24 protein-coding genes are annotated in these 26,002 nt (G+C 41.7%); 19 read left to right on the forward strand and 5 right to left on the reverse strand.

What is annotated here, in order from left to right:
* The first annotated feature begins 22 nt into the window (after positions 1 to 22).
* From CRO04_RS11745 to CRO04_RS11790, 10 genes are all read left to right on the forward strand, one after another.
* A complete protein-coding gene (locus CRO04_RS11745) occupies positions 23 to 397 on the forward strand; it encodes a hypothetical protein (protein WP_097004433.1) in 375 nt (124 codons plus the stop codon).
* Positions 398 to 562: 165 nt separating this feature from the next.
* Complete coding sequence (locus CRO04_RS11750) at positions 563 to 2,014, forward strand: DEAD/DEAH box helicase (protein WP_097004434.1); 1,452 nt, start codon at positions 563 to 565, stop codon at positions 2,012 to 2,014.
* Between the two features lie 53 nt (positions 2,015 to 2,067).
* The gene (locus tag CRO04_RS11755) at positions 2,068 to 2,562 is read left to right on the forward strand and encodes a DUF1456 family protein (protein ID WP_097004435.1); all 495 of its coding nucleotides are present in this window, start codon (positions 2,068 to 2,070) and stop codon (positions 2,560 to 2,562) included.
* Between the two features lie 20 nt (positions 2,563 to 2,582).
* Positions 2,583 to 3,626 carry a LacI family DNA-binding transcriptional regulator gene (locus CRO04_RS11760; protein ID WP_097004436.1) on the forward strand — a complete coding sequence of 348 codons (1,044 nt, stop codon included), beginning with the start codon at positions 2,583 to 2,585 and terminating at the stop codon, positions 3,624 to 3,626.
* A gap of 320 nt (positions 3,627 to 3,946) precedes the next feature.
* Positions 3,947 to 4,867, forward strand: coding sequence for an ABC transporter permease subunit (locus CRO04_RS11765; RefSeq protein ID WP_097004437.1), 921 nt, complete (start codon positions 3,947 to 3,949; stop codon positions 4,865 to 4,867).
* A gap of 20 nt (positions 4,868 to 4,887) precedes the next feature.
* Positions 4,888 to 5,811, forward strand: coding sequence for a carbohydrate ABC transporter permease (locus CRO04_RS11770; RefSeq protein WP_097004521.1), 924 nt, complete (start codon positions 4,888 to 4,890; stop codon positions 5,809 to 5,811).
* A 30-nt stretch (positions 5,812 to 5,841) separates the two neighbouring features.
* Complete coding sequence (locus tag CRO04_RS11775) at positions 5,842 to 7,590, forward strand: sugar ABC transporter substrate-binding protein (RefSeq protein WP_097004438.1); 1,749 nt, start codon at positions 5,842 to 5,844, stop codon at positions 7,588 to 7,590.
* Positions 7,591 to 7,613: 23 nt separating this feature from the next.
* Positions 7,614 to 9,566 carry a right-handed parallel beta-helix repeat-containing protein gene (locus tag CRO04_RS11780; protein ID WP_097004439.1) on the forward strand — a complete coding sequence of 651 codons (1,953 nt, stop codon included), beginning with the start codon at positions 7,614 to 7,616 and terminating at the stop codon, positions 9,564 to 9,566.
* Positions 9,567 to 9,586: 20 nt separating this feature from the next.
* Entirely contained in the window at positions 9,587 to 11,098 is a 1,512-nt protein-coding gene (locus tag CRO04_RS11785) for a carboxylesterase/lipase family protein (RefSeq protein WP_097004440.1), read from the forward strand.
* A gap of 32 nt (positions 11,099 to 11,130) precedes the next feature.
* Complete coding sequence (locus CRO04_RS11790; RefSeq protein ID WP_097004441.1) at positions 11,131 to 12,516, forward strand: family 43 glycosylhydrolase; 1,386 nt, start codon at positions 11,131 to 11,133, stop codon at positions 12,514 to 12,516.
* Positions 12,517 to 12,663: 147 nt separating this feature from the next.
* Here the strand turns inward: CRO04_RS11790 and CRO04_RS11795 are convergent, their stop codons facing one another.
* Genes CRO04_RS11795 through CRO04_RS11805 form a run of 3 tightly spaced genes read right to left on the reverse strand, consistent with a single transcriptional unit; the run spans position 12,664 to position 14,744 of the window.
* Positions 12,664 to 13,488: a phosphatidylserine decarboxylase gene (locus tag CRO04_RS11795; RefSeq protein WP_097004442.1), complete on the reverse strand. Its 825-nt coding sequence runs from the start codon at positions 13,486 to 13,488 to the stop codon at positions 12,664 to 12,666.
* Positions 13,485 to 14,117, reverse strand: a complete 633-nt coding sequence (locus CRO04_RS11800; RefSeq protein ID WP_097004443.1) for a CDP-alcohol phosphatidyltransferase family protein — start codon at positions 14,115 to 14,117, stop codon at positions 13,485 to 13,487. The genes CRO04_RS11795 and CRO04_RS11800 overlap by 4 nt, the downstream gene beginning before the upstream one ends.
* 21 nt (positions 14,118 to 14,138) lie before the next feature.
* On the reverse strand, positions 14,139 to 14,744 hold the full coding sequence (locus CRO04_RS11805) for a TVP38/TMEM64 family protein (RefSeq protein WP_242974442.1): 606 nt from the start codon (positions 14,742 to 14,744) through the stop codon (positions 14,139 to 14,141).
* A 184-nt stretch (positions 14,745 to 14,928) separates the two neighbouring features.
* On the opposite strand from CRO04_RS11805, the gene CRO04_RS11810 reads away from it, so the two are divergent.
* From CRO04_RS11810 to CRO04_RS11825, 4 genes are all read left to right on the forward strand, one after another.
* Positions 14,929 to 15,630, forward strand: coding sequence for a response regulator transcription factor (locus CRO04_RS11810; protein ID WP_097004444.1), 702 nt, complete (start codon positions 14,929 to 14,931; stop codon positions 15,628 to 15,630).
* Positions 15,623 to 16,960 carry a sensor histidine kinase gene (locus CRO04_RS11815; RefSeq protein WP_097004445.1) on the forward strand — a complete coding sequence of 446 codons (1,338 nt, stop codon included), beginning with the start codon at positions 15,623 to 15,625 and terminating at the stop codon, positions 16,958 to 16,960. The genes CRO04_RS11810 and CRO04_RS11815 overlap by 8 nt, the downstream gene beginning before the upstream one ends.
* Positions 16,961 to 17,103: 143 nt before the next feature.
* Positions 17,104 to 17,418, forward strand: a complete 315-nt coding sequence (locus CRO04_RS11820; RefSeq protein WP_097004446.1) for a hypothetical protein — start codon at positions 17,104 to 17,106, stop codon at positions 17,416 to 17,418.
* An 84-nt stretch (positions 17,419 to 17,502) separates the two neighbouring features.
* On the forward strand, positions 17,503 to 18,477 hold the full coding sequence (locus tag CRO04_RS11825) for a hypothetical protein (RefSeq protein WP_097004447.1): 975 nt from the start codon (positions 17,503 to 17,505) through the stop codon (positions 18,475 to 18,477).
* A gap of 46 nt (positions 18,478 to 18,523) precedes the next feature.
* Here CRO04_RS11825 and CRO04_RS11830 read toward each other — a convergent pair whose 3' ends face one another.
* Both CRO04_RS11830 and CRO04_RS11835 read right to left on the reverse strand, forming a co-directional pair.
* Positions 18,524 to 18,796: a DUF2087 domain-containing protein gene (locus tag CRO04_RS11830; RefSeq protein WP_097004448.1), complete on the reverse strand. Its 273-nt coding sequence runs from the start codon at positions 18,794 to 18,796 to the stop codon at positions 18,524 to 18,526.
* Positions 18,797 to 18,798: 2 nt separating this feature from the next.
* A complete protein-coding gene (locus CRO04_RS11835; RefSeq protein ID WP_097004449.1) occupies positions 18,799 to 19,140 on the reverse strand; it encodes a GIY-YIG nuclease family protein in 342 nt (113 codons plus the stop codon).
* 230 nt (positions 19,141 to 19,370) lie between these two features.
* On the opposite strand from CRO04_RS11835, the gene CRO04_RS11840 reads away from it, so the two are divergent.
* The 5 genes from CRO04_RS11840 to CRO04_RS11860 all read left to right on the forward strand — a co-directional run bounded on the left by CRO04_RS11840 (position 19,371) and on the right by CRO04_RS11860 (position 25,948).
* Positions 19,371 to 20,894 carry a response regulator transcription factor gene (locus CRO04_RS11840; protein ID WP_097004450.1) on the forward strand — a complete coding sequence of 508 codons (1,524 nt, stop codon included), beginning with the start codon at positions 19,371 to 19,373 and terminating at the stop codon, positions 20,892 to 20,894.
* A 120-nt stretch (positions 20,895 to 21,014) separates the two neighbouring features.
* Positions 21,015 to 21,905 (forward strand): carbohydrate ABC transporter permease, encoded by an 891-nt coding sequence (locus tag CRO04_RS11845; protein WP_097004451.1) that lies wholly within the window; start codon positions 21,015 to 21,017, stop codon positions 21,903 to 21,905.
* Positions 21,905 to 22,750: a carbohydrate ABC transporter permease gene (locus CRO04_RS11850; RefSeq protein WP_097004452.1), complete on the forward strand. Its 846-nt coding sequence runs from the start codon at positions 21,905 to 21,907 to the stop codon at positions 22,748 to 22,750. Before CRO04_RS11845 ends, CRO04_RS11850 begins: the two co-directional genes overlap by 1 nt.
* A 20-nt stretch (positions 22,751 to 22,770) precedes the next feature.
* On the forward strand, positions 22,771 to 24,552 hold the full coding sequence (locus CRO04_RS11855) for a cache domain-containing sensor histidine kinase (protein WP_166432541.1): 1,782 nt from the start codon (positions 22,771 to 22,773) through the stop codon (positions 24,550 to 24,552).
* Between the two features lie 97 nt (positions 24,553 to 24,649).
* Positions 24,650 to 25,948, forward strand: a complete 1,299-nt coding sequence (locus CRO04_RS11860) for a sugar ABC transporter substrate-binding protein (RefSeq protein WP_242974444.1) — start codon at positions 24,650 to 24,652, stop codon at positions 25,946 to 25,948.
* Positions 25,949 to 26,002: the final 54 nt, after the last annotated feature.

Here is a 26,002-nt window from a genome sequence, read left to right on the forward strand (position 1 = left end):
AGGTTAATGAAGAAGGCTTATAATGAGTGGTAAATTATTTGATATAAAAACTAAATATTTAAATATAAACATTTTTGATGATGAAGATGATTTTTATAATGAGAATATGCCGTATTATACTATTAGTAAGGATAAATGGGAACTTCAAATATATTATAGAGCTATTGGTAAAAAGAGTGAAGGACCTAATGGTCTTTTATTTTATATGAATATGCCTGTAAGTGGATTATCTATAAATGATGTTATGGATACTTCTATAGGAAAGATAAAATATTATGGAAAGTATCAAGAGGGTGGAAAATATTTATGGGAGCCTACAGGATTTAATTATAGCAATAGTGAATATGTGTTGAATTCATGGGATATAAAAAAGATGATATCCTTTACTAAGGGATAAATATAATAATGATATACCCCAAGCCAAGTCTAGGGGTATATGTAAATACAATCAGAGAAGAAAATTAAGTTACGGTTGTTAGTTACTCAATGAAATGGTAAAATGTTCACATGCAGTCTTAAAATTAAGTGGCTGCACCGTATAAACGGAATGAGAGGAACAATAATGATTCATAAAACCTTCGGCAGTTTTTCATTAAGCGACGATATCCAAAAATCACTTCGCGTTTTGGATTATAAAATACCCACGGAAGTTCAGGAACGTGTCATGCCGCTGGCATTGGAAAAAAATGATCTTATCGTAAAAGCAAAGACAGGCAGCGGGAAAACCGCTGCCTATGCAATTCCCATCTGTGAGATGGTCAACTGGCTGGAAAATAAACCCCAGGCACTGATTCTTACACCTACAAGGGAACTGGCGGTTCAGGTGAAAGAGGATTTCACCAACATCGGACGGTTTAAACGGATAAAGGCTGCGGCGATCTATGGCGGCCATCCATTTGCCGCTCAGAAAATGGAATTAAAGCAAAAAACACATGTGGCAGTTGGCACTCCCGGACGAGTCATAGACCATATAAGAAAAGGGACTCTGCCTTTAAACATGATCCGGTTCCTGGTCATTGATGAGGCTGACCGGATGCTGGACATGGGATTTATCGACCAGGTAAAGGAGATAATAAAAGAGCTGCCTGAGGACAGGGTTACCATGCTGTTTTCTGCCACAATGCCTCAGGAAATTAAAGATTTATCATTAAATGAGCGCAGGACGCCGGTCCAGGTCGATATACTTGAGGAAAGCGGTCTTGCAGCGGATATCGACCATTCTCTTTTTATCACGTCAGAGGAAGACAAATTCGGACTGCTCACAGATATTACGGTTATGGAGAATCCGGATAGCTGTATCATCTTCTGCAGCACAAAGGACCGGGTGGATCTTTTATGGGAACAGCTGAAAAAGATGAATTACCGCCCGGAAAAGCTGCACGGAGGAATGGAACAGGCGGACAGGAATTCTGTCATACGACGGTTTAAAAGAGGGCAGTACCGGTATCTGGTTGCCACGGATGTCGCTGCCAGAGGCATAGATGTGGATCACATATCCCTTGTTATAAACTACGATATACCTCTGGAGGCGGAAACCTATGTTCACCGGACTGGAAGAACCGGACGGGCTGGGCACAAAGGAAAGGCGGTTTCGCTGGTGACTCCCACACAGGACCGGTTCATCAGGCAGATTGAAGAGTTCGTCGGATTTCAGATTAAGGAACGGGCAGTATATGAGAAGGCTGAGGTATTAAAGGCCAGGCTTATTTTTGACAAGAAAATAAATGAGGCACCTGAGATTAAGCAGTTAAAAAGCGATCAGTTAAATAAAGGGATCATGAAACTGCGGTTTAACGCCGGTAAGAAAAAGAAACTCAGAGCTGCCAGTTTTGTGGGGGTGCTGTCTAATTTAGAAGGCATGACACCAGAGGATATCGGAATTATAACAATTCAGGATACACTTACCTATGTGGAAATATTAAACGGAAAAGGTCCCATGGTACTGGAAGCGATGAACCATACCACAATAAATGGAAAACAATTAAAGGTAATAAAAGCATTGGATAAATATTAGAGACGTGTTATAGTAAAGAATGAATGTAAATTTAAAAAGTAAAAGAGGTTCCTATGGAAAACATAGATATATTAAAGAGATTAAGATATGCGTTGGATATCAAAGACAGTGATATGGTGGAGATTTTTAAACTGGGCGGAATAATAGTGACAAAGGCAGATGTGCAGAAACTGTTAGCATATAGTGCCGGCGTTGAAGCAGATTCCTTAAAAAATATTTGTAATAATCATATGCTGGAATCCTTTTTAAATGGTTTTATCATATTTAAACGGGGGAGAAAGGAAGTGAAACCAGGGGAATCTGACAAACCAAATTTTCTGATAGAAGATGACCGGAATGTCAACAACGTCTTTCTGAAAAAAGTTAAGATAGCACTGGCTTTTACCGGCGAGGACATGCTTGCGGCTTTTAAGGCTGGAGGAGTGGAATTGTCAAACGGGGAATTAAGTGCCCTGTTAAGGAGAGAGGGGCAGCGCAATTACAAGGTGTGCGGAGACCGTTATATCAGGGTTTTCTTAAAGGGTCTGATTGAGTCCAATGCCAGCTAAGTTGAAGGGGTAGAGTGCCTATGGTGACATTAAAGGAGATTGCAAAGAAATGTGATGTGTCCGTATCCACGGTATCAAACATTTTAAATGGTATACCAAAAGTAAGCGAGGAAACAAGGCAGAGGGTTCTACAGGTAATAAAGGAAACCGGATACCAGCCCAACTATATAGCCCAGGGTCTGCGCAAGAAGAAGACAAAGTTAATCGGGATCATCGCAGAAGATATCACGTTATTTTCCACGCCAATTATTATTGAGAGCATTATGTCTTATTGTGAATCAAAAAATTACAGGACGATTATGGTGAATCTACGTCTGTATGCAAGATGGAATGAACAATGGTATCATGATGAGGAGGAGTACAATTCAGTTATGAATCCGGCACTCCAGGAACTGTTGTCGATTCAGGTGGATGGGATAATCTATGTACCTGGCCATGCGAGAAATATGAGCTGTTTTCAAGAGGATCTGGAGATTCCTGCAGTCATGACATACGGGTATACCCATACGCCGCGAGTTCCCTCCGTTGTGATTGATGATGAAAAGGGCGGTTATGATATGACGGAATATCTTCTTCATATGGGGCATACCAGAATTGGAATTATCGGAGGTAGAAAAGATAACATACATATGGACAAACGGCTCACCGGATATCAGAGAGCATTGTATAACAGGAAGATTTTTTACAATCCGGATCTGGTGTGCTATGGGAACTGGGACCGGGAATGCGGCTATGAAGGCGCAAAAGCCCTGATAAAAAAGAACGTTACTGCAATTTTCTGCTTTTCTGACATCATTGCAGGGGGAGTTTATGACTATCTGGAAGAGAACGGACTGGAAGCGCCTGAGGATATATCAGTCGTGGGATTTGACGATCAGATAATGGCTGAATATTTCCGTCCCTCTCTGACTACGGCAGCCCTTCCTTTAAAAAAGATTGGGAAAAAGGCAGCAGAGCTGTTAATTCAGACATTAGACCAGGAAGAAGAAATGGGACCGGAAATTAACGAAATCGCCATGCCATGTTCTCTGATATTCAGAAAATCAGTGAAAAAATTGTTATAATTTCAAATAAAAAATAAATACAAAAGCAGATGCCAAAGATTCAAAATGCATCTGCTTTTTTTGGTGATCTTAATAACATAAATGGAAAAGAGTAAAACGATACATACATAAAAAACAAGAAAAAAACATAGTAATTAAGTATAATATTTTCAAAAAATACTTGTTAAAAATATACAAAAGATACAATTAAATGACGATATTTGTTGACTACATTCACATAGTGGAATATAATTCCAATTAATAGGTAAAACGATTTACAAAAGAGGATACGGATCCTTTAAAATGTTGTGAAACTGTAAGAACAGGAAAGGATGGTTTTCATGAGAATGTTTTCTGACAGAAAAAAGGCAAGGGCATTCAGAGAGTTTATGTATGTGTTACCGTTTCTGATTTTAGTAGCTGTGTTTTCGTATTATCCGCTATATGGCTGGGTTTATGCGTTTTTTGACTATAAGCCCCCGTTTCCACTTCGTATGGAACAGTTTGTCGGATTCAAATGGTTTATATCCCTGTTTACCAACGATATAAAGGTAAGGCAGCTGCTGGCTGTTTTAAGGAATACCTTTGCAATCAGCGGGCTGAGCCTTCTCTTTTCCTGGTTTCCCATGATTTTTGCGGTCTTTCTCAATGAAATTAAATGGAAACCATTTAAAGTATTTGTCCAGACAGCTACCACATTACCTAATTTTATCAGCTGGGTCCTGGTGTATTCCATCGCATACTGCGTCTTTTCCAGCACCGGTGTAATAAACAGCTTACTGATGAATTTAGGAATTATTTCCACGCCCCAGCTTTATCTTCAGTCTGCAGATCATATCTGGTTTAAGATGTGGCTGTGGCTTACATGGAAGAATGCAGGGTGGGCTGCAATTATGTATATAGCGGCCATATCCGGAATTGATGAACAGCTAAAAGAAGCTGCCAGAGTAGATGGTGCTTCAAGATTGCAGGTGATCTGGCATATCACCATCCCCGGATTACTTCCTACCTTTTTTGTGCTGGTGATGTTAAATCTCGCTAATTTCCTGACAAACGGAATGGAACAGTATTTTGTTTTTCAGAACGCCTTCAATAAGGATTACATACAGGTACTGGATTTGTACGTTTACAACATTGCAATGGGAAGCGGGGGATATTCTCTGTCCACTGCAATCAGCATGTTTAAGAGTATCGTAAGCGTATTGCTGTTGTGTGCAACAAACCAGATTTCCAAAATGGTCAGAGGGGAAGGGTTTGTTTAATGAGGCGGAAAGGAGAAGCAATGAGAGTAAAGGTTGGAAAGCATAAAAAAAAGCTGAGCTTTGAAGATATTATGATTGATTCAATTACCTGCATTGTCTATTTGTTTTTTACATTTATATGTGTTTATCCATTCTACTATATATTCATAAATACCATCAGTGCCAATGATTTAAGCGAAAGAGGAAAGGTTCTCTTCTGGCCGGTCGGAATCCATTTTAATAATTATGCCTCTGTTCTTAAGATTCAGGGACTGTTCTCAGCTCTTAAGGTTTCTGTAGCCAGGACGGTGGTAGGGACAGTTGTTACTGTATTTATTGCTGCTTTTCTTGGTTATATGTTTACCAAAGAGTCCATGTGGAAGCGAAAATTCTGGTATCGTTTTGTGGTTGCAACCATGTATTTTAATGCCGGTATTATTCCATGGTACATCACCATGATGAATCTTCATTTAACCAATAATTTCTGGGGCTACATATTACCGGTTGCAGTATCACCGTTTTATATTGTCCTGTGCAAGACGTTTGTGGAATCCATTCCCCGTGAATTGCAGGATGCGGCGGAAATTGACGGAGCGGGCACACTGAAAATATTCTTTCAGATTATCACTCCTTTAATAAAACCCATCCTTGCCACCGTTGCGATATTTACAGCTGTGACACAGTGGAATGCATTTCAGGATACGCTGCTTCTGGTAACGGATAAACGGCTGTATACCCTGCAGTTTACCCTTTATCAGTATATCAACCAGGCAAGCTCTTTAAAAGCTCTTGCCAATAACAACGCCTCCTCAGCACAGATGGCGGCAAGTCTGGCACACGCCCAGACCGCAACCTCCATACGTATGACCGTTACCATTGTAGTAGTAGCGCCGATTATACTGGTTTATCCGGTTTTCCAGAGATTCTTTGTAAAAGGGATTATGATCGGTGCTGTGAAAGGTTAATAAATTGCAAATTAAAGAAGGGAGCAGTATATGAAAATGAAAAAGAGAGCTTTACAAATACTTTCAGCAGCCATGGCCGCAGTTATGGTTGCAGGGTGCGGCACTCCTGCAGCAACCAAACAGACAACAGCCGCCGCTGCCGGCACAGACACAGGAACAGGAACGGGCAGCTATGATGAACCGATGACCTTTGATATCTACGATGTAGCAGCGAATTATCAGGGGACTCAGTCAGGCTGGTTTGCAAAGGTGGTAAAGGATAAGTTCAACATTGAACTGAATATGATATCCCCCCAGGTAGCTGGGGATGGGATCTACCAGACCCGCTGCAGTACAGGAAATCTGGGAGATATTGTTGTGCTGGAACGCACCGATTTTACGGATTGTGTAAAGGCAGGTTTAATTAAGGATATTACGGCAGATATCAAAAATTATCCCAATTTAATGTCGTATCAGGATCAGATTGATGTGTTAAACAAGGCCATTCCTGAAAATAAAGATGGAAAAACCTACGGAATTCCATGCCAGATGACGAATACATCACCAACCTCCTATTCTCAGGATGTGATTGCTTCCAGTCCGCTTTTAAGATGGGATCTGTATTCGGAACTGGGACGTCCGGAAATTAAGAATATGGATGATCTCTTAGATATACTGGAAAAAATGATGAAGGCACATCCTACCAACGACGCTGGAGATCCGGCTTATCCATTATCCTTATGGTCTGACTGGGATGGCGGAGACGGAATGCTGGGAATTGCCAATGTGACACAGTTAACAACCTGGTATGGGGAAAAAATCAAAGGGTCTCTTCTTTTAAAACCGGATAATACTTTTATACCGGTAAACAGTAAAGACGGTACATACTATACGATGCTGCATTTCTTAAATGAAGCCAACAAAAGAGGAATTGTAGATCCCGATTCCGGTACACAGGACTGGAACACAGCCTGTGATAAGATGAAAACAGGCAGAGTATATTTAATGTGGTACAACTGGCAGGTAGGCTTCTGGAATACACAGGACCGTTTAAAAAATGGAACGGCATTTATTTATACACCAATTAAAGACCAGACATACTATGCAGATGCAGATACGTATTATGGCAGCGGCCGTGTTTTTGCAGTAGGTTCTCAGGTGGATGATGCAAAGTATAAGAGAATTATGGATTTCCTGGATTGGTATGCAAGTCCGGAAGGTCTGACCTACCAGCATGATGGATTAAAAGATTTTAATTATACCGTGGGAAGTGACGGAAAGTATACATTAATCAATGACAATGCACTGATGGATAATATACCGGTACCGGAAGAACTGGGCGGCGGTGGATATAATGATGGCATGAATGCAATCAACCAATGGATGGTGGATGCCATCAGCACAGACCCGGATACAGGGGAGGCTTATAACAAAGATTATTGGAGCACCTATAAAGCAGCTACAATGACACAGATGAAAAAGGACTGGGCAGCTAAATTCGGAGCTGCGGAACCGGTTGATTATATGAAGGATAATAAAATTTTGTTAATCAGCCCCAACGTAAGCGTATCTCTGCCAAGTGATCCTGCAGATATATCCATAATCCGCAAGCAGTGCAACGATTTGCTCTGTGATTATTCATGGAGAATGATCTATGCCAAGGATGACGCAGAATTTGATTCCCTTTGGGATGAGATGTGTACACAGATGCAGGGAATGGGCTTTGATGATCTGGTTAAGTTCGATAAAGACAAATATCAGATTGAGTTAGAAGCAAAGCTGGCTGTCAATAAAAAATAAGGACACATATAAGAGGAGATTTTATGGATCTGACGTCAATTCTTCCGGAAGGCAGAAGTTTCGCGTTCTGGGAGCAGGAACAAAAATATGAGCAGGAACTGCATGTGGACTGCAATCTGGCCGGAACGTCAAAGGAGCATGACGGAAGTATTGAGAACCCATTTCCGACCATCAATGAAGCAGCGGCAGCAGCAGTTCCTGGAACCAGGGTCTGGATTCATGGCGGGGTGTACAGGGAATGTGTACACCCCGCCATGGGCGGAACCGGACCGGACTGCATGATCTGCTATGAGGCATGGCAGAACGAGCCGGTATATATTAAAGCCTCCCAGGAGATAAGAAATTTCACACCAAGCCAGGGTTGGAGACTGAATCATTTTTCCTCAGATGCGCTTAAGGAAGGTGTTTCCATATGGGAGATAAAGCTGAACCCAGAGGACTTTAAAGGATATAATCCATTTTGTGCCGTGAATATACTTCATGACAGATTATTTCTGGAATATGACAAAACCGATATGACCACGTATTTAAACAGGCGGGGAATGGTATTCTGCGACGGAAAGCCTCTGATGCAGGTATCGCTTTACCAACAGATGGGTACACAGGAGAATACGTATTGGGTGGAGGCCAATGGCCAGAAGGTCCATTTTCGATTAAGCAATGATGATGACCCGGGAGAACATCTGATAGAGATTACATGCCGGGAGCAATGCTTTGCTCCGGAGATTCCCTTCTTATCTTATATAAAGGTAAAAGGACTTACCTGTGCACAGGCAGCTACAGGAGCCCCGGTTCCCCAGAGAGGTTCTATCTCCTGTTTCAGAGGACATCACTGGATCATTGAAGACTGTGAAGTGGACTGGGCCAATGGCGTAGGAATCGATATTGGGAATGAGTGCTGGCATCACTGCGTACCGGAAGACCAGATTATAGGCAATACCATAATCCGCCGATGCCGGATTAAGAATACAGGGGTATGCGGTATCGCCGGATTATTTGCCCAGAATCTTCTGATAGAAGACAATCTGATCGAGGGTACAGGCTGGCAGAAGATGGAACTATCCTGGGAAGCCGGAGGTATGAAAATACATAATTGCAGGAACAGTCTGATCAGAAGAAATATTTTCACAAAGACATTCCGTGCAGGTCATTTGTGGCTGGATTGTAACAATGAAAACAACCGGATTACACAGAATCTGTTTTTAGACGGCTTAGAGCAGAGGGAAGCGGTATTCATTGAATGCACCAGAGACGGCGTTAATCTAATTGACAATAATATATTCTGGAATGTGGAAGGCAGATTTGATGCGGCAAAAGTTCCGGAGGAGACCGGTTCTTCGGGCTGGTATAAGATGGAAGAGGATGGAATTGTAAATGGATATGCGATTTACGCCGAAGGCACCGACCACTTATATATCGCCAATAACCTGATTGGCAGATGCCGGAGTGCCGGATATTTTGCAAAACCGGTCGCATTCCGTATGCATGGGAATTTAAGAGGCGGAACATCGAGAGATGCCCATTTTATTAACAATATTTTTTATGAATGTGAAGAAGCAGCCATTAAGATGCCAACGGAGAAGAATGAGGCAGAAGGGAATCTTTACGTTTCCATGAACGGTGGATATTTAAGAATTTTATATCCGGCACCTCCCTGTTGTCTTGATCTTCCTGCATGGCAGGAATTTTATGGATTTGATAAAGAAGGGCAGGAGGCAGCCTTTTCCATTGAGCTGGATACCAATGATTATACACTGGTGTTCCGTAGTGCGGATCAAACCCCGTGGGATACCATGAGAGGAAGAGAACATCATCAGTACGTAATGAAAATAGAAGATATCCAATCAGTCAGAAAAGATGTGCTGGTTTCCAATGATTTCTTTGGGACGCCTCTGGGAAGTGACACCTGCAGGCCTGGTCCATTTAAAGAACTGGAATCCGGCAAAGTCTTTCATATTGATCCAAGAAAACGGTAAAGCCAGAAATGGAGGTTATCATGATACGTGTAGCAAAAACTGAAAATGGGCTGGTAAGAGGAATCGAAGCAGCCGATCCCAGGATTACGGCGTTTAAGGGAATTCCCTTTGCAGCACCTCCTGTGGGGGAAAACAGATGGCGTGAGCCCAAACCATGTGAAAACTGGGAGGGAATCCGTGACTGCTTCCGGTTTGCACCTATATCCATGCAGGGAGTGCCGGGGCTTAGTGATAATATCTATGACAGGGAATGGCATGTCGACCCGGACATAGCAATGAGCGAAGATTGTCTTTATCTGAATATATGGACCGGAGCAAAAAAAACGGATGAAAAGCGTCCTGTTCTGGTATGGTATTTTGGAGGCGGACTGCAATGCGGATATACCGCTGAGATGGAATTTGACGGAGAGAGACTGGCGCGGAGAGGAATCATTGTTGTTTCCGTCAATTACCGGGTGAATTTGTTTGGATTTCTCTCTCATCCGGAGCTGACTGCCAGTCAGCCTGAGGCTCCCGCCAATTTCGGTCATCTGGACCAGCTGGAAGGTTTAAAATGGGTGATCAGAAATATTGAGGCATTTGGCGGCGATCCCCAGAATATAACAATAGCCGGGCAATCAGCAGGCGGCGGCAGTGTAATGACACATTTAACCACACCGAGAAGTGAGGGGCTGTTTCAAAAAGCAATTGTGTTAAGCGGAGTTTTCTGTCAGCCATATGACAAAAATCCGGATCCCTTCAGCCATACACTGGCTGATGCAGAAAAAACAGGGGAAGATTTCTTTAAATTTATCGGAATAAAAGACCTTGCCCAGGCCAGAGCCATGGACGGGAAAGAGTTGTATGAAAAGTATGTGGAATTTGGCGGTTTTATGGGGACGGTTATTGATGGACAGTTCTGTTTTGGCAATTCTTACCAGCGCTTTATGGAGAATAAAAGAGCAATGGTTCCGGTTATGGCGGGAAATACCTCCGACGAGTTTTTTGATTCCATTCATGCGGACTCTGATGAGGAACTGAAGGAAAAGGTTAAAATGCTCTTTCCCGGACAGGAAGAAGAATTTCTTCGCCTGCTGGGAGATAACCCACGGGATTCGGAGGGAAATGCAGGCTCAGTGAGCAGCATTGAATTTGCTGTAAGAGGGCTGTTTCATCGGAATTATCAGCAAAATAATCCGGTTCCCTGTTATTATTATACCTTTGATGCAGATATTCCTGGCTGGGATAATCCGGGGAACTTCCATTCCGTAGATTTATGGTTCTTTTTTGAGACACTGGCAAAATGCTGGAGGCCGTTTGAAGGGAAGCATTATGATCTGGCAAGACATATGGCTGATTACTGGGTGAATTTTGTAAAAACAGGTGATCCAAACGGAGAAGATGCAAATGGGAAGCCAATGCCTGAGTGGCTGCCGTTTACAGAGGAAACCCCATTGGGAATGCTGTTTTCCACTGAAAAAACAGGTATGCAGGAACAAAAGGTACAGCCTGTCATGGAATTTCTGTTAAACAGGCTGAAGGAGAAATTTTAATTACAGCAGGTGACTGTCAGAATGGAGATAAGATGAAAAAATATGCAATGAATCCATATCTCCCGTCCTGGGAATATATCCCTGACGGGGAACCTTATGTGTTTGGGGACAGAGTTTATGTCTATGGTTCCCATGATTTTTTTAATGGCTATGTTTTCTGTCTGGGGGATTATGTCTGCTGGTCTGCACCGGTTGATGATCTTGGAAACTGGCGGTATGAAGGTGTGATTTATCCGAAAACCAGTGACCCCATGAACAAAGAGGGGAAGATGTGTCTGTATGCACCGGATGTGGTTGTGGGATCAGACGGAAGATATTATCTTTACTATGTTCTTGACAAGGTACCGGTAGTATCGGTTGCAGTCTGTGATACCCCGGCAGGTACCTATGAGTTTTACGGTTATGTCAGGGATCAGAAAGGAGGACGCCTGGGAGAACGGCCGGGAGATCCGCCCCAGTTTGATCCGGGGGTTTTAAGAGAGGGGAACAAAGTTTATCTCTACTGTGGTTTCTGTGGTCCTGAGGATGCTGCGAGAAAAGGTGCTGTTATGACGGTGTTATCGGATGATATGGTAACTGTTTTAGAGGATCCCGTTGTGATTGCGCCCAGTAAGCCATACAGCGCAGGAACTGGCTTTGAAGGACACGAATTTTTTGAGGCTCCTTCCATCAGAAAAAAGGGCAGTACCTATTATTTCATCTATTCCTCAGTAGCAATGCATGAGCTGTGCTATGCAGTCAGTGACAGTCCGGCAGGTGGATTTACTTATGGAGGGGTTATAGTCAGCAATTGTGACGAGGGAATTGATACATATAAGCCGGCAGGAATGCATACGGCATTTGCAGCCAATAATCATGGAAGTCTGGTGGAGATTCTGGGGAAATGGTATATTTTCTATCACAGGCATACCAATGGAACCTGGTACAGCCGTCAGGGCTGTGCGGAGCCTGTTACCATTCTGGAGAACGGGAAGATTTTGCAGGCGGAGATCACAACCGGTGGAATGGGAGGTGTTCTGCCGGGAAAAGGAGAATATGGCGCTTATCTGGCGTGTAATTTGTTTCAGACAGAACAAAAACCGGAAGTTCCCATCCCTAAGATCACACAGGATGGCAGAGATGGTGACGAAGAGCCGGGATATATTGCCAATATTACAGATGGAGTTACTGCCGGATTTAAATATTTTGAATGTGAGGATGTCAGGCGTATCACGATTACTACAAGAGGTTATGCAGGCGGATATTTTGAAGTGAAAAATGCATGGGACGGAAAAGTACTTGCTGAAATACAGATAAAGTACACCAATGTGTGGGAAAGCTACCTGGCTGATCTGGAGATGGAAAATGGGAAGCAGGCCATTTATCTGACTTACCGGGGAAACGGAAATGCCAGTTTATTATCCTTCTCGTTGGAGTAAATGAGTCTTATAAGCTAAAAGAAAAACTGCTGCAGGCGGAGAAACACTCGTGTGCAGCAGTTTTTCTGCTGTAAAAATAATGATATCAAAACATTTATTAATAAGAAGGAACACCGGTTATAATAAATGGAATCAAGATAAGTGGATTTAATGTTGTCTAACTGCAATATACTCACCGTATTTAACAGTTGTTTCTATTCCTTTTTTCATATTTTCTATTATACGTTTCTCCATTTGTATGATTCCGCTTTTAAGAAGAATTATAATTGTAGATCCTCCAAATTCAAAATATCCTTTTTCAGCGCCGCGTTCCGTATATATATGGTGATTGTGATTGTGAATTTTTCCGACAATAAGCGCTCCGATTTCCATTTGTACAACAGTATCAAAGTTCTTCGTATTAATAATCGTATATTCCCTTGAATTCTGAATATAGACAGGGTAGGTATTTAAAGCTATGGGCCGCACGCAGTGAAGAATGCCCGGTATCGACGCCTGTTTCACTGCCAGACCATTATCTATATAGCAGTATCTATGATAATTATGAGGAGCCAGACGAAAGATCAGACAGGTGCCATCCTGATATTCAGCTGCTAATTTCTGATTTTGAAGTAATTGTTCGATGGAATAGCATATATTCTTAATCCGGAAAGTTATATCGGGCTGAATGGGATAAACGCTGAGGAAGCCGTCGCACGGGCTGATTAACTTGAAATCCGCCTGCTCAATATCCTGTTGCTGAATGTTTCTCTTTCTGGTAAAAAATTTATTAAAGCTGGTGTAATTCTGACTTTCACAGGATTCTGACGGTATATGATATTTTTTGATATACAGTGGAACCATCCATCTGGATGCGGGTGAATTTAAATAGCTGGCTGTCATTCTGGAAAAACCAGGCTGTATCAGCAATTTGAGAAAACAACGTCCCAATGCTGTTTCATAAAGAAATCGTATATAGAATGATTCTTTCATCCTGGTACCTCCAGCAGTATATTTATAATTACAATGATACCTGCAGCAATTAATCCAATTTTGCCCTTTATCTCTGGTTTTTTTATTTTAACAGGGGAAATAAATAAAACAGCCATGATAAACAACAGAGCTGTAAAGATACCGGGTGTCAGCCCGGACCATATTTTTTGAAGTATATACACTGCCGGAAGAATCAGAGATATACTGGTGACAGGAAGCCCATCATATTCAATTCGTGTTTCCGTACAGGAGTTTTGGCGCTTTTCTTCCACAACGTTAAAATATGCCAGACGAATCAAAGCGCACAATGTATATGTACAGGAGGCAAGCATGTTTAAAAAGCTTCCGGGATGAATAAAATATACAAATAATGCAGGCAGGATTCCAAAAGCGATTAAATCACTAAGGGAATCTATCTGAATACCGAATTGTTTCTCCATTTGGTTTCGCTGTTTTGTTGCGGCGATGCTGCCGTCAAACATATCACAAAGGCCGGAAATCATGAGGCATAGGATTGCTGGCTTTGGGATACTGTTTATTAAAAAAATTATTCCTAGGAATGCAATCAGCATTCCTGAATACGTCAATATAACAGTATAGTTATAAAATCCTAACAGATGTTTGTTCATAAGATTCCCTCTCCATTCCATTTATAAGATTTTTGCAAAAATCAGGCTGTAGGCCAGAATACACCAGGGTTTGGCTAAAATGATAATCCAGATAAATTTTTTTGAACTTATATTGGTCAGCCCGGAAAAATAGCAGAGAAAATCATCTGGGAACAGCGGTAGGAGGATTGAGGCGAATAAAAGAATGGTAAAACGCTTGCTGTCACCAAACCTGGCGGACCATTTTTCATATTGTTTATTTGTAAACAAGGCCTTGACCAGACCGATGCCGTATTGTCTCGCCAGAAAAAAGGCAATAATGGAGCCGATGCTGATTCCAATGTAGTTATACCAAAAACCGCCGAAGGAGCCAAAGAGGAGTGCGCCGACTGCACAACCCAAAAAACCCGGAAGAACCGGTAGCACTACCTGAGCCGCCTGCAATAATATCAGTACTGCAGGAGCCATAATTCCAAATCCTTTTATAAAATTCCTGAGAGAATCAAGGGAATGAAATTGTCCCTGTGCATATGCGTTTATAAAGAAAAGTAAAACAGCGGTCAACAGCAGTAGAAACCCTGCAGTTGCTATCTTTTTCCTTTTTGTCATAAAGTCGTATTTAAAGTTATTTATCATATTTGAATTCATTCTATCCTCACTCCATTGTAAATATTGTTGCATGGAAATATTAATCATTTCTGAACTGATTCTTAACAATTCTGAAGCGTATCAAGTAGACGGAAAGTAAAATTATAGATCTTCAGAAAATTTAAGAATTATTTAGCAGATTTTTATGATAAAAAAAGTATAATGAAAGTGGTGGTGATAAAATATGATTAGCGGAAATATTTTAATGGTGGAAGATGACCCGGATATCAGGGAAGGCGTAAGAGTACTGCTGGGGAGTGAAGGATATACGGTTACGGAGGCAGAATCAGGAAACAAAGCATTGGATATGCTCAATGAGGAATACGACCTGATTATTTTAGACATTATGATGCCGGGAATATCGGGAATCCGGACATGCGAGGAAATCCGAAAAATTTCCAATGTTCCTATCCTTTTTTTAACAGCAAAAGCCAGAGAGTCGGATAAATTGTTGGGATTAATGGCAGGAGGAGATGATTATCTGCCCAAACCATTTTCTTATGCAGAACTTTTGGGAAGAGTTAAGGCATTGCTGCGCAGGTATCATGTATATCAGGGGAAAAACCATGAAAAAACAGAAGAATTATCTTTTGTGGAATGGAAGGGAATACGTGTTTCCACTGCTTATAATGAAGTATTAATTGAAGGACAAAATGTGGAACTTTCAGAGATTGAATATCAGATTTTAAAACTGTTGGTGCAGTATCCAAACAAAATATTTTCTGCCCAGAATATATATGAGAGTGTGTGGAAGGAACCGTATTTTTACGGCTCCAACAATACCATTATGGTGCATATAAGAAAGCTAAGACTGAAAATCGAGAAAAATCCTCAGGAACCGAAACGGATTTGTACCGTGTGGGGAAAGGGGTATCGGATTGGGTAAAATTTGGATATCTGCAAAAGAAAAAGTGTGCTGTTTTGTAAAAAGTCTTGTTGGAGAACTGGTTCTTCTGCTTTTTGTAAGCGCAGCTGCCGCATGCCTCCTTTTCTTCATACTGAATATAGCTATGGGAGCAGTTATTAATTGTTTTTTTACAAATACATCTTACCTTGAAAGTGTAGAATTAAAAACTGTTCAGAAATTGCAGGATTATGTGATACAAAATAATCTTAGACCTTCTGACAGCCGTAAATTATCAGAATGGGTGAAAAATCAATCTGTGATATATATGGAAATATATCGGAACGATACTTTGTTATATGTATCAGATCTGTTAGGTGACGAAGATGATTATAATGAAATGGAAGTTCCCTATTACAGAGATAGTTATTATCAGCTCATATTTGCGGATGGAAAAGCAGAGGTCTTTTTACAGGGTGCTTTTGCTTATCGGTACCATATGTATGCTCTTGTTACGGAACTTTTAATCAGTTTTCTTGTATTTATGATATTATTTATTCTGGGAGTCAGAAAGCGGATATATTATATCCAGATCCTTCAGAATGAGGTTGGTATTATGCAGGGCGGTTGTCTGGAACATCCGGTTACTGTGACAGGTGAAGATGAGTTGGCAGGACTTGCAGATGACTTAAATCAGCTCAGGCTTTCACTTATGTATAATTTTGAAAAAGAGAATGAACTTCGGCAGGCAAATCAGAATCTGATCATAGGCGTTGCCCATGATTTGAGAACTCCGCTTACTGCGTTGACCATGTATGTGCAGATACTTATGACTGATGTCTGTAAGGATAAAAATATGAATCAGTATTATCTGGATAAAGTTATGCTGAAAGCAGTGCAGATGAAGGAATTATCAGACCGCCTGTTTGAATACTGTCAGGTCATGGATAAAAGCAAAGAAGAAAATCTGGAAGAAACCAGGACATTCCAAAGTGTATTCAGTGATTATTTATCAGAGATGGTATTGTTTCTGGAAAGTCAGGGATTACATACAGTGACTGAGTTGGATTGGAAGAAAGCTGCTGTTGTAGTCAGAATGGATTATATAGCGCGAATTATAGATAATTTAAGCATGAATCTTGTACGCTATGCCAGTCGTGAAAAGATGATCAGGATCCGCACTGTTTATGAGAATAATGCAACTGGAATAGAAATCTGTAACACCATACGGCATCAGCAAGAGCCTATGGAATCTTCAAAAATCGGCATGGAAAATGTGCGCTATATGATGGAAGCAATGAATGGAGAATGCCTGGAAGAAATAGATGAAGAAATATACAGGCTTCGGCTTCTGTTTCCATACCAATTGTAGGAGAGTAAGAAGGACACATTTTTGTTCCTGAGATAAGTTCAGAATTGTTAAGATATGAATCACAAATAATTAAGGAAAGACTGATAGAATGTGAATTATCAAAGCAAAAGAACTTTGACAAAACATAAAACAGGAGGATAATAATGAAACAATTATTAACAAAAATGGGAGTTTTTTTGATGGTTGCAGTGATGTCGGTATCAATAGCAGCATGTGGTAATCAGGATAAGAAAGCGGATGGGAAAAAGCAGCCTGAGACAACCCTCTCTTCAAAGGTTACAAAAGAAAAGAAAAAGGCTCCAAAACCGAAGAAGGAAACAAGTGCTGCAGTGAAGAAGGAAACAAGTGCTGCAGTGAAGAAGGAAGAGAAGGAAACAACACAGGCCGTTAAGAAAACCGAGCCGGCTAAAAGTGCAGATAATAAAAAGACAGATATGAGCACTACTAAAAAAAAATAAAAAAGTATCTGAAAGATTTTAAGCAGGCAGAATTCTGATAGAGGAAGCTGCCTGTTTAAGACGTTAAAGAAAAGTGGAGTCACAATGAGAAAATTTGGAAGAATAATTGGATTTTGGGGAATTTTTCTCCTTTTGTTAATTCAGAGTTCTTATTTGTTTATGCCTAAAAAAAATACTGTGGAAGATGGAATGGCAGACAGAGACATTCATGCAAATGGCGTGATGGAAGAACCTTCCAATACTCTGGATGTGATTGTTGTGGGCGATAGTGAAGGATTCTCAGCAATTTCTCCAATGGTGATGTGGAAAGAGCATGGTATAACATCCTTTGTCTGCAGCCAGTCGGGACAACGCTCTGTAGAAGCATATTATATGCTTAAAAAAGCATTAAAACGCCAAAATCCCAAACTGGTAATTCTTGAAACGGATTTATTCTATCATCACCGGGATTTACAAACAGAATTAACTCATGCACTTGAAAAAACCTCCCAGTACTATCTGCCGGTTTTCCGGTATCATGACAGGTGGAAAAAGCTGACAGCCCGGGACTGGAAACAGGAGTGGGACTTCAGCAAGACAGATTGTATGAAAGGATTTCTTCCCAGTAAAAAGATTGCGGCTTATAAAGGAGGCGAATACATGAACAAATCAGATGGAAGAGAGCCCCTTAACCATACAGTAACCTTCTGGACAGACAAAATCGTAAAGCTGTGCAGGGATAAGCGCATTAACCTTCTGTTAGTTGGAGTCACAGCGCCTAAAAACTGGGACTATAGCCGTCATAATACAGTGAATGATTATGCCCTCAAAAATAAAATTCCCTATCTGGATCTAAATCTTTTTACGAAGGAATTAAAGATGGACTGGAGCAGAGACAGCAGAGATGAAGGGGATCACTTAAATACCAGCGGAGCCGAAAAGGTAAGCCGGTATCTGGGCAGTTATCTGGCTGCACATTATAACCTGACGGATCACCGCAGTGAATTAAAGTACAGGGAGTGGAACAAAGAACTGGGGCAATACCTGATTAATCTATCAGGTAAGGGAACTTCCAGCTAATAGACCTATTTCTCAGGGTTATCCGGCATTTGTGTTCCCCTTTCTATTATTCAGACTCAGGCTTCCAGTACCGCGAGCCATCTGTTTCGCGGCACAGAAGCCCTTTGTCTATCAGTTCTCTTCTGAGCAGGAAATAATCTCCGAATGTATGCCATTCATCACAGATAGAGTTTACTTCTTTCTCAGTATAGCTGCGTCCTGGGTGGAATTTTTCAGCCAGATAGCAGAGTATTTCTGTTCTTAAACGGTTCTTTTGAGATAATTGTGTAATCTTTCCGGAATCATCAAGAAAGTTACTGATATCAATGGTGCGTTCCATGTTTATTGTCCCCCTTCCATTAATTTTTCTTCCCACAGTTCAAGGAGTGTGTTTATGTCATCTGAAAACTGCCGTTGTGTCTGTGTCTCCTTTTTTTCTAATTCCTCCACAATCTCAAAGGAAAAGGCGTCCGCCCCATATAGTTTCCAGGCTTTTAGCATACATATTTCAGGACAGGAATCCGTTTTTTTTGAAAACGCAAATCGATTATAAGATCCCTGCATATCTAAACTGGCACGTAACCAGTATGATTTATCACCACTGCATTGAATGCGGTATATTCCCCCGGTAAGAATTCTGTTTTTGTACTGTTCCTTTAAAGCTTTTCTGGTTGGATTTTCCATTTTATCACCATCTTTCTGAAAAAATCTGTTTACGGTCTTTTCTACATGATTGTAGCTCCTGATTATGATCTTTTCAATAAACGCTTCGTAGAGTTGTTTAATATGAGGATAGATTAAGACCTGCTGCTATGACATGGATAGGATTGACAGCTCAATCAGATTCAAGTAATATGAAAACAGCGGTTATATGGGGAAGACCGGAGAGCAATTCTATAAAAGGGGAATGAATCATGAGGTTGCTGATTGTAGAAGACGAGATTCGGATCAGAGAAGGGATCCGGAAGCTTTTAGGCAAAATGAGGCAGGATTACATGATAGCAGGGGAAGCGGAGAATGGAGAAGACGGGCTTCTTATGCTCAGGGAGTTAAAGCCCGATATCGTGATTACTGATATCCGTATGCCAAAGATGGATGGCCTGGAGATGATGACCAATGCGGTAAAAGATGGAGTTACTGCAAAAGCCATCGTTTTAAGTGCCTATTCGGAATTTGAATATGCCCGTCAGGCTATGAAGCTTGGAGTGACGGAATATCTGCTGAAGCCGATTTCCCTCAATGAGTTTTCGAAAGCACTGGAGCATGTGGAGCTGCAGGTGGAAAAAGACAGGCAGGAAAAGCCTGCAAAGATCGGAACGTTGGAGCAGATTTTCTATGATTTCCTGAATGGACGACTGGAGATGGACGAGGATATCAGCGCTTATCTGCATCATAGCTACCAGATAGAGCGGGCTCAGAAATTAGTATTTGTTTCTGTATATCTGGGAAGACGTTATAAGGAGGAACGGAATGGAGCAGTGAAACATCTACGCCATATGTTTTCCACGTATCCGGATCTTTCTTTTTGCATTCTGGATCTTTTATATAAAAAATCCCTGGCTGTGGTTCTTTACCATTATCAGGATGCCCATGATCTGGAGCGATGGCTGCAGCAGCAGATTTTAACATCCAGACCCAGGAGTATGACCTTTGGCTGGATGGAGGTTACAGGCCCAGAGGAGCTGAAGATTGGGCTGGACTGTCTTGGCCCCTGCATGGACTGGAATATATCGTTTGATGAAGAAATTTTAATCTCCTATCCCAAGATAATGCACGTTCAGACGTTGCCCTGTATCTATCCCATTGAGCTGGAAACCAGGATGAAAGTGACTATCTGCTCGGACAATTGGGAGAAGGCAAAGGCGCTTATGAAGGAATTTCACGACAGCTTTGTAGATGGCAGGATCTATGAACCCAGGGAAATTAAGGAATGTTATGTGCGCTTTTTATGGGCGGTCATGGGGATGGCCAAGGAACTGGGCTGTATCAATTTCGAATCTTTAAAACAGCAGAAGCTTCTGGAGATGATTATGGAAGCAAAGCGGAGGGAAGAACTGGCATATGCGGCAGATTACCTTTTTGGATATATAAGATCAAGACCGGAGGATAAGGAGATTAACCATCTGACTATAAAACGGGTCAGAAGCCTGATCCGGGAATTTTATCAGAGCGGTATCACACTGGACGAGATCTCCTCAAAACTGAATCTTACTCCGGAATACCTGGGGACACAATTTCATAAGGAAATGGGAATGACCTACAGTACATACATGAAAAATTTCAGGATCAGTAAAGCTAAGGAATTGCTGTGCACAACTCATCTGAAGCTGTATGAAATAGCCGCAAAAGTAGGCTATTCCGATCCCAAATACTTCAGCAAGGTGTTTAAGGAGATGACAGGACAGCTTCCCGCTGATTACAGAAAGATGTTAAAATAGAGCAAAGCGCTTAGGTTTTTCCTCCTTTTCAAGGTTTCACTCATTTATGGAAACTGTTATACAGTGTAAGATGATTTCAGCGGAAATAAATGAAAAGGAGGATTTTATTCAGTGAAACAAATGAAACGTTTTTTCCGATATGAGAATGTCGGGCTTTTGTATGCGATGCCGGCATTTCTTTATATGCTGTATTTTGCGGGTTATCCCATTGTCAGTAACATTATCTTAAGCCTTCAGAATGTGACGGTCCGGAATTTAGTCCGTGGATCCAAAGAGTTTATAGGCTTTGATAATTACATAAAACTGATGCAGGATGCAGTTTTTTTAAGGGCGCTTTTTAACACACTGCTGTTTACAGTCAGCTGTCTGGTGGTTCAGTTTCTGATTGGCTTTGCGCTGGCACTTCTGTTCCAGAAAGATTTTCCGTTTGCCAGACCGGTCAGAGGTCTCCTTATGATACCATGGATGATTCCCATGACAGTTACGGCTTTGATTTTTAAGTTTATGTTTTCCACCGATGTGGGTATTATCAATTATTTCTTAAAAAGCGCAGGGCTGATCTCCGAAAATATACAGTGGCTTACCAGTCCGTCAACTGCCATGACAGCCGTTATTATTGCCAATATCTGGATCGGAATTCCCTTTAATACAATTCTCATATCAACCGGACTTACCACAATCCCTTTGGAACTGTATGAAAGTGCAGCCATTGATGGCGCAAATGGAAGGCAGAAATTCTTTAAAATCACCCTTCCTCTGATGAGAACCACAATTGAATCCCTTCTGGTTCTGGGATTTATTTATACGTTCAAGGTTTATGACATGGTCTATGTAATGACTGGGGGAGGGCCTGTAAATTCCACTCATCTGCTGTCCACCTATTCTTACAAACTGTCCTTTGAGATGTTCCAGTACAGCCTCGGCTCCTCAGCAGCCAATGTACTGCTTGTAATTTTGCTGCTGGTCGGCGTTGTTTATTTAAAAATTACAATGAAAGGGGAGGAAGCGTGATGGAAAAGGAAAGGAAAACAGGAAAAAAAGAATTTTTATTATGTATTATTTCGGTGGTGATCTTATGCCTGCTGCTGTTTCCTCTGTTTTGGATATTTATCACTTCACTGAAAACAGAGAAGGAGATCTTCCAGATTCCGCCCACTTTTTATCCCCATGTATTAAATACGAAGTCTTATGCGGTCCAGGTTGATAACGGCGATTTCAATATGTTCCGTTCCTTTGCAAACAGCCTGATCATATCCTCCGGCGCCATGGCAATTGCCGTTATCCTGGCAGTTCCGGCTTCCTATGCAGTGGCAAGATATCATTTCAAAGGGAGAAACGGTATGCTGCTGTGCTTTCTGGTCACTCAGATGCTTCCGGTTTCAGTCCTTCTGACACCTATGTTTATTATGTTTAAGGGGATGCATATATACAATACCTGGCTGGCTGCCATATTATCCGATGCCACACTTGGCATTCCATTCTCGGTGCTGATTCTGAAAAATTATTTTGCATCTGTACCCAGGGAGCTTGAAGAGGCAGCCTATATTGACGGATGCACCCGCTTTCTGGCATTTTTAAGGATTCTGCTTCCGGTTGCCAAACCAGGAGTGGTGGTATGCGCCATATTTTCTTTCCTGTATGGCTGGGGAGATTTAGCCTATGGCATGACATTTATTCTGGATCAGCAGAAGAGGCCGATTACAGCCGGTATTTTTAATTTTATGGGGCAGTACGGAACAAAATGGAGTTATTTAACTGCCTTTGCCATTGTGACCATTATTCCGGTTGCACTGATCTTTCTGTTTATGCAGAAGTATATCATTACGGGAATGACAAACGGTGCAGTTAAGGGATAATGTGCCGAAAAAGGAGCCTTATGAAAAAAGTGAGTTTAAAGAAAAAATTAATTCGTCTTTTCTGGGCAACTTCAACAATTCCTATTCTTGTATTAAGCTTTTTTTATTTTTATAACATCTCGTTTACTTTAAAAAAGAACACCCAGGAGCTGACCAGTGTCAGCCTGATGCAGATGGATAATAATTTACTAATCCGCCTGAAAGCATATGAGGATCTTTTATTTCAGATTTATACCAATGATGATGTGGTAGTATGGGTGGACCGGCTGGACCAGAAGCAGAATGCCTCTGTCGCAAAGAACCAGCTGCGAAGGTATTTAAGAGGACTTTTAAATACCAAAGAATACATCAAGTCCATAACGGTCATTTCGCCGGAAGGTTTAAGCATCACATATAACCAGCTGTCTGCGTCTACCTATGAAAATTCATGGATGAATAACTTCAGTTTGTCTCAGGAGCAGCTTTATGGGGAGGTTTCCTCGGATAATGAGACACATATTTTTCCTACGGAATACGGAACCAGATTTGCAAATGAGGACTACTATCTGCTGCACCTGGCGCACCGGATTATAGACTACAGAAATCTAAATAGAGAGAATGGGATTGTGATTATCAGCCTTGACAAGGAATTCCTTCAGAGTGTATGTCAGGTTCACGGTCAGGACAGGGACAAAAGTTTTAACTTTATTCTTGACGAGGCAGGACGTATCATTGCTTACCGGGAACCGGAAAAAATCGGAAAAGTGCTTTACCGTAAGGGGGCACCTTTAGAGGCAAGGGTGGAAGCATGCAAAAAGTTTATCAGGGAGGAGGGGTTATATGAGGAACGCTATACCTCTGTCTGGCTTTATCATGATGAAACCCTGGGCTGGGATCTGGTGAATGTGATGGATCAGGGCGGTTTAATGAAGAATTTAAACACCCAGATTTTTCTGATTGTCGCTTTAAGTATTATCCTTCTTATAGTCACTGTATTACTGACGTATGGGGTGCTTGACCGTCTCGTGGATTCGGTGAAGATGGTAGTGGCATCCATGCAGACTGCAAGAGAGGGGAATTTAAAGGTCCGCGTTCATACGGACAGGAAAATGCCTGTGGAAATAGAGACCATAGCTGTCCAGTTCAATGACATGTTAGAGAAGCTGGAGACTGCTCTGAAAAAAGAAAAGAGAGCAGGACAGATGCAGCGGCAGGCAGAGTTAAAGGCGATGGAAGCACAGATTAATCCGCATTTTCTCTATAATACACTGGATACTATAAACTGGATGGCCATTGACAAGGATGAATTTGATATCAGCAATGCAATTAACTCCCTGGCGACCATACTGCGTTATGCAATTGCGGACAGCAGCGGGGAGGTTTGTGTGCAGGATGAGATCGACTGGCTGAAAAAGTACATTTATTTACAGCAGTTCCGGCTGAAGAACAATTTTACCTGCAGCATCAATGTGGATCCGGATCTGATGGACTGCAGGATACACAAACTGCTGCTTCAGCCATTTGTGGAGAATTCCATCCTTCACGGATTTGAAGGGACCAGGACCAATCATGTACTGGAAGTAGGGGTGAGCCGGGAAGGAGAAAAACTGCGGATTCTTATTCGGGATAATGGAATAGGAATGGAACGTGAAAAGCTGGAATTAATCAGAAAAGGAATCTTCGGAGAGTCAGATGCCGGTTCTCATATTGGGATGGAAAATGCCATTAACAGACTTCGTATGTACTACGGAGAAGAGGTGAAAATCGAGATCAACAGCGAAGAAGGGAGGGGAACGGAGGTGATTTTACATATTCCCACTTAAGAAAATTTACCCTTTCTAAGATTTGTTGAGTTTTTTCCAGGCTGCATAACCGTTATAATAAAGTCGTTGAAACAAGAAAAATTTAAGGAGGAAAAACATGAAAAAGTTAATGACAGCCTTACTTTTTGCAGCGATGCTTGGGGGAGCAGTGACTGGCTGCAGCTCTGGGAGCGGAGCTGTGTCAGCGACGGAGAGTGGGACTCAAACAGTCAAAAACAGTGAGAATGCATCTGAAACAGGAAGTGAAAAGGATTCGGAGACGGAGAAGAGCAAAACCGCTGGTGATGTGACAATCTGGTACTACTGGGAGACGGAAGGTCATCAGAAAGCACTGAATCATATTATCGAGGAATTTAACGGATCACAAAGTGATGTGAAAGTACAGGCAAAGTACGTACCATTTGCCGATTTTAAGAAACAGCTTTCCATTGGGGCCTCTGCTGATGAACTTCCGGATCTGGTCATTCTTGATAATCCGGACCATGCTTCCTATGCAGCCATGGGTATCTTCGCAGATTTAACCGGAAGATTCGATGTCAGCACCTATTATCCCGGCCCTGTAAATTCCTGCACCTTAGACGGTAAATTATATGGAGTGCCGTTTGGAAGCAACTGTCTGCTCCTTTTCTATAATGAAGATATGCTAAAGGCAGCAGGCTGTGAAGTCCCAACCTCATGGGATGAACTGCTTACGACAGCGAAAGCCTGTACAACCGGTCAGGTATCGGGATTTGCACACTGCAGCCTGCAAAATGAAGAAGGTACCTTTAATTTCCTTCCATGGGTATGGTCAACGGGTGCCACAGCATACGAAATGAATTCCGAAGGCGGAATCAAAGCGCTTACAATGGTGAAAAAGCTGGTTGATTCCGGTGCCATGACAAAAGAGGCAATTAACTGGACACAGGGAGATACCATGAATCAGTTTATCTCCGGAAATTTAGCCATGATGATTAACGGAACATGGCAGGTTCCCACCATGCGTCAGGAAGCGCCTGATTTAAAATGGAACGTTGCCCCGATTCCAATGGACAAGAAACAGGCCTCTGGTCTTGGCGGAGAAAATTACGCAGTGATTAAGGGAGGCAACGAGGAAGGTGCTGTTCAATTCCTTAAATATGCCACCAGCGAGGAAACCTGTCTATATATGATGAATGCAATGGGATATATCTCTTCTGATTCTGTCATTGCAAAAAAACAATTTAAGGGAGATCCGGTTTATGATGCATTTGTGGAAGAAATGCAGTATGCTAATGCAAGAGGGCCATTACCGGAATGGCCGGATATTTCCGATGCCATATCGTTAGCATTTAATGAGGTAATGACAGACTCCGGTACACCGGAGGAAGCCGCAGCGAAAGCACAGGCCGTTATTGATGGTATTATTAAGAAATAGATATACATACAATTAAAAGGAAGTGGCGCCGGCAGTTTATGCCGACGTCACTTT

This window comes from Lacrimispora amygdalina (assembly GCF_900205965.1).
Taxonomy (GTDB): domain Bacteria; phylum Bacillota; class Clostridia; order Lachnospirales; family Lachnospiraceae; genus Lacrimispora; species Lacrimispora amygdalina_A.

Coding starts and splice junctions, on each gene's coding strand:
- CRO04_RS11745 (WP_097004433.1), top strand. CDS start 23: ATGAGTGGTAAATTATTTGATATAAAAACTAAATATTTAAATATAAAC.
- CRO04_RS11750 (WP_097004434.1), top strand. CDS start 563: ATGATTCATAAAACCTTCGGCAGTTTTTCATTAAGCGACGATATCCAA.
- CRO04_RS11755 (WP_097004435.1), top strand. CDS start 2,068: ATGGAAAACATAGATATATTAAAGAGATTAAGATATGCGTTGGATATC.
- CRO04_RS11760 (WP_097004436.1), top strand. CDS start 2,583: ATGGTGACATTAAAGGAGATTGCAAAGAAATGTGATGTGTCCGTATCC.
- CRO04_RS11765 (WP_097004437.1), top strand. CDS start 3,947: ATGAGAATGTTTTCTGACAGAAAAAAGGCAAGGGCATTCAGAGAGTTT.
- CRO04_RS11770 (WP_097004521.1), top strand. CDS start 4,888: ATGAGAGTAAAGGTTGGAAAGCATAAAAAAAAGCTGAGCTTTGAAGAT.
- CRO04_RS11775 (WP_097004438.1), top strand. CDS start 5,842: ATGAAAATGAAAAAGAGAGCTTTACAAATACTTTCAGCAGCCATGGCC.
- CRO04_RS11780 (WP_097004439.1), top strand. CDS start 7,614: ATGGATCTGACGTCAATTCTTCCGGAAGGCAGAAGTTTCGCGTTCTGG.
- CRO04_RS11785 (WP_097004440.1), top strand. CDS start 9,587: ATGATACGTGTAGCAAAAACTGAAAATGGGCTGGTAAGAGGAATCGAA.
- CRO04_RS11790 (WP_097004441.1), top strand. CDS start 11,131: ATGAAAAAATATGCAATGAATCCATATCTCCCGTCCTGGGAATATATC.
- CRO04_RS11795 (WP_097004442.1), bottom strand. CDS start 13,488: ATGAAAGAATCATTCTATATACGATTTCTTTATGAAACAGCATTGGGA.
- CRO04_RS11800 (WP_097004443.1), bottom strand. CDS start 14,117: ATGAACAAACATCTGTTAGGATTTTATAACTATACTGTTATATTGACG.
- CRO04_RS11805 (WP_242974442.1), bottom strand. CDS start 14,744: ATGAATTCAAATATGATAAATAACTTTAAATACGACTTTATGACAAAA.
- CRO04_RS11810 (WP_097004444.1), top strand. CDS start 14,929: ATGATTAGCGGAAATATTTTAATGGTGGAAGATGACCCGGATATCAGG.
- CRO04_RS11820 (WP_097004446.1), top strand. CDS start 17,104: ATGAAACAATTATTAACAAAAATGGGAGTTTTTTTGATGGTTGCAGTG.
- CRO04_RS11825 (WP_097004447.1), top strand. CDS start 17,503: ATGAGAAAATTTGGAAGAATAATTGGATTTTGGGGAATTTTTCTCCTT.
- CRO04_RS11830 (WP_097004448.1), bottom strand. CDS start 18,796: ATGGAACGCACCATTGATATCAGTAACTTTCTTGATGATTCCGGAAAG.
- CRO04_RS11835 (WP_097004449.1), bottom strand. CDS start 19,140: ATGGAAAATCCAACCAGAAAAGCTTTAAAGGAACAGTACAAAAACAGA.
- CRO04_RS11840 (WP_097004450.1), top strand. CDS start 19,371: ATGAGGTTGCTGATTGTAGAAGACGAGATTCGGATCAGAGAAGGGATC.
- CRO04_RS11845 (WP_097004451.1), top strand. CDS start 21,015: ATGAAACGTTTTTTCCGATATGAGAATGTCGGGCTTTTGTATGCGATG.
- CRO04_RS11850 (WP_097004452.1), top strand. CDS start 21,905: ATGGAAAAGGAAAGGAAAACAGGAAAAAAAGAATTTTTATTATGTATT.
- CRO04_RS11855 (WP_166432541.1), top strand. CDS start 22,771: ATGAAAAAAGTGAGTTTAAAGAAAAAATTAATTCGTCTTTTCTGGGCA.
- CRO04_RS11860 (WP_242974444.1), top strand. CDS start 24,650: ATGAAAAAGTTAATGACAGCCTTACTTTTTGCAGCGATGCTTGGGGGA.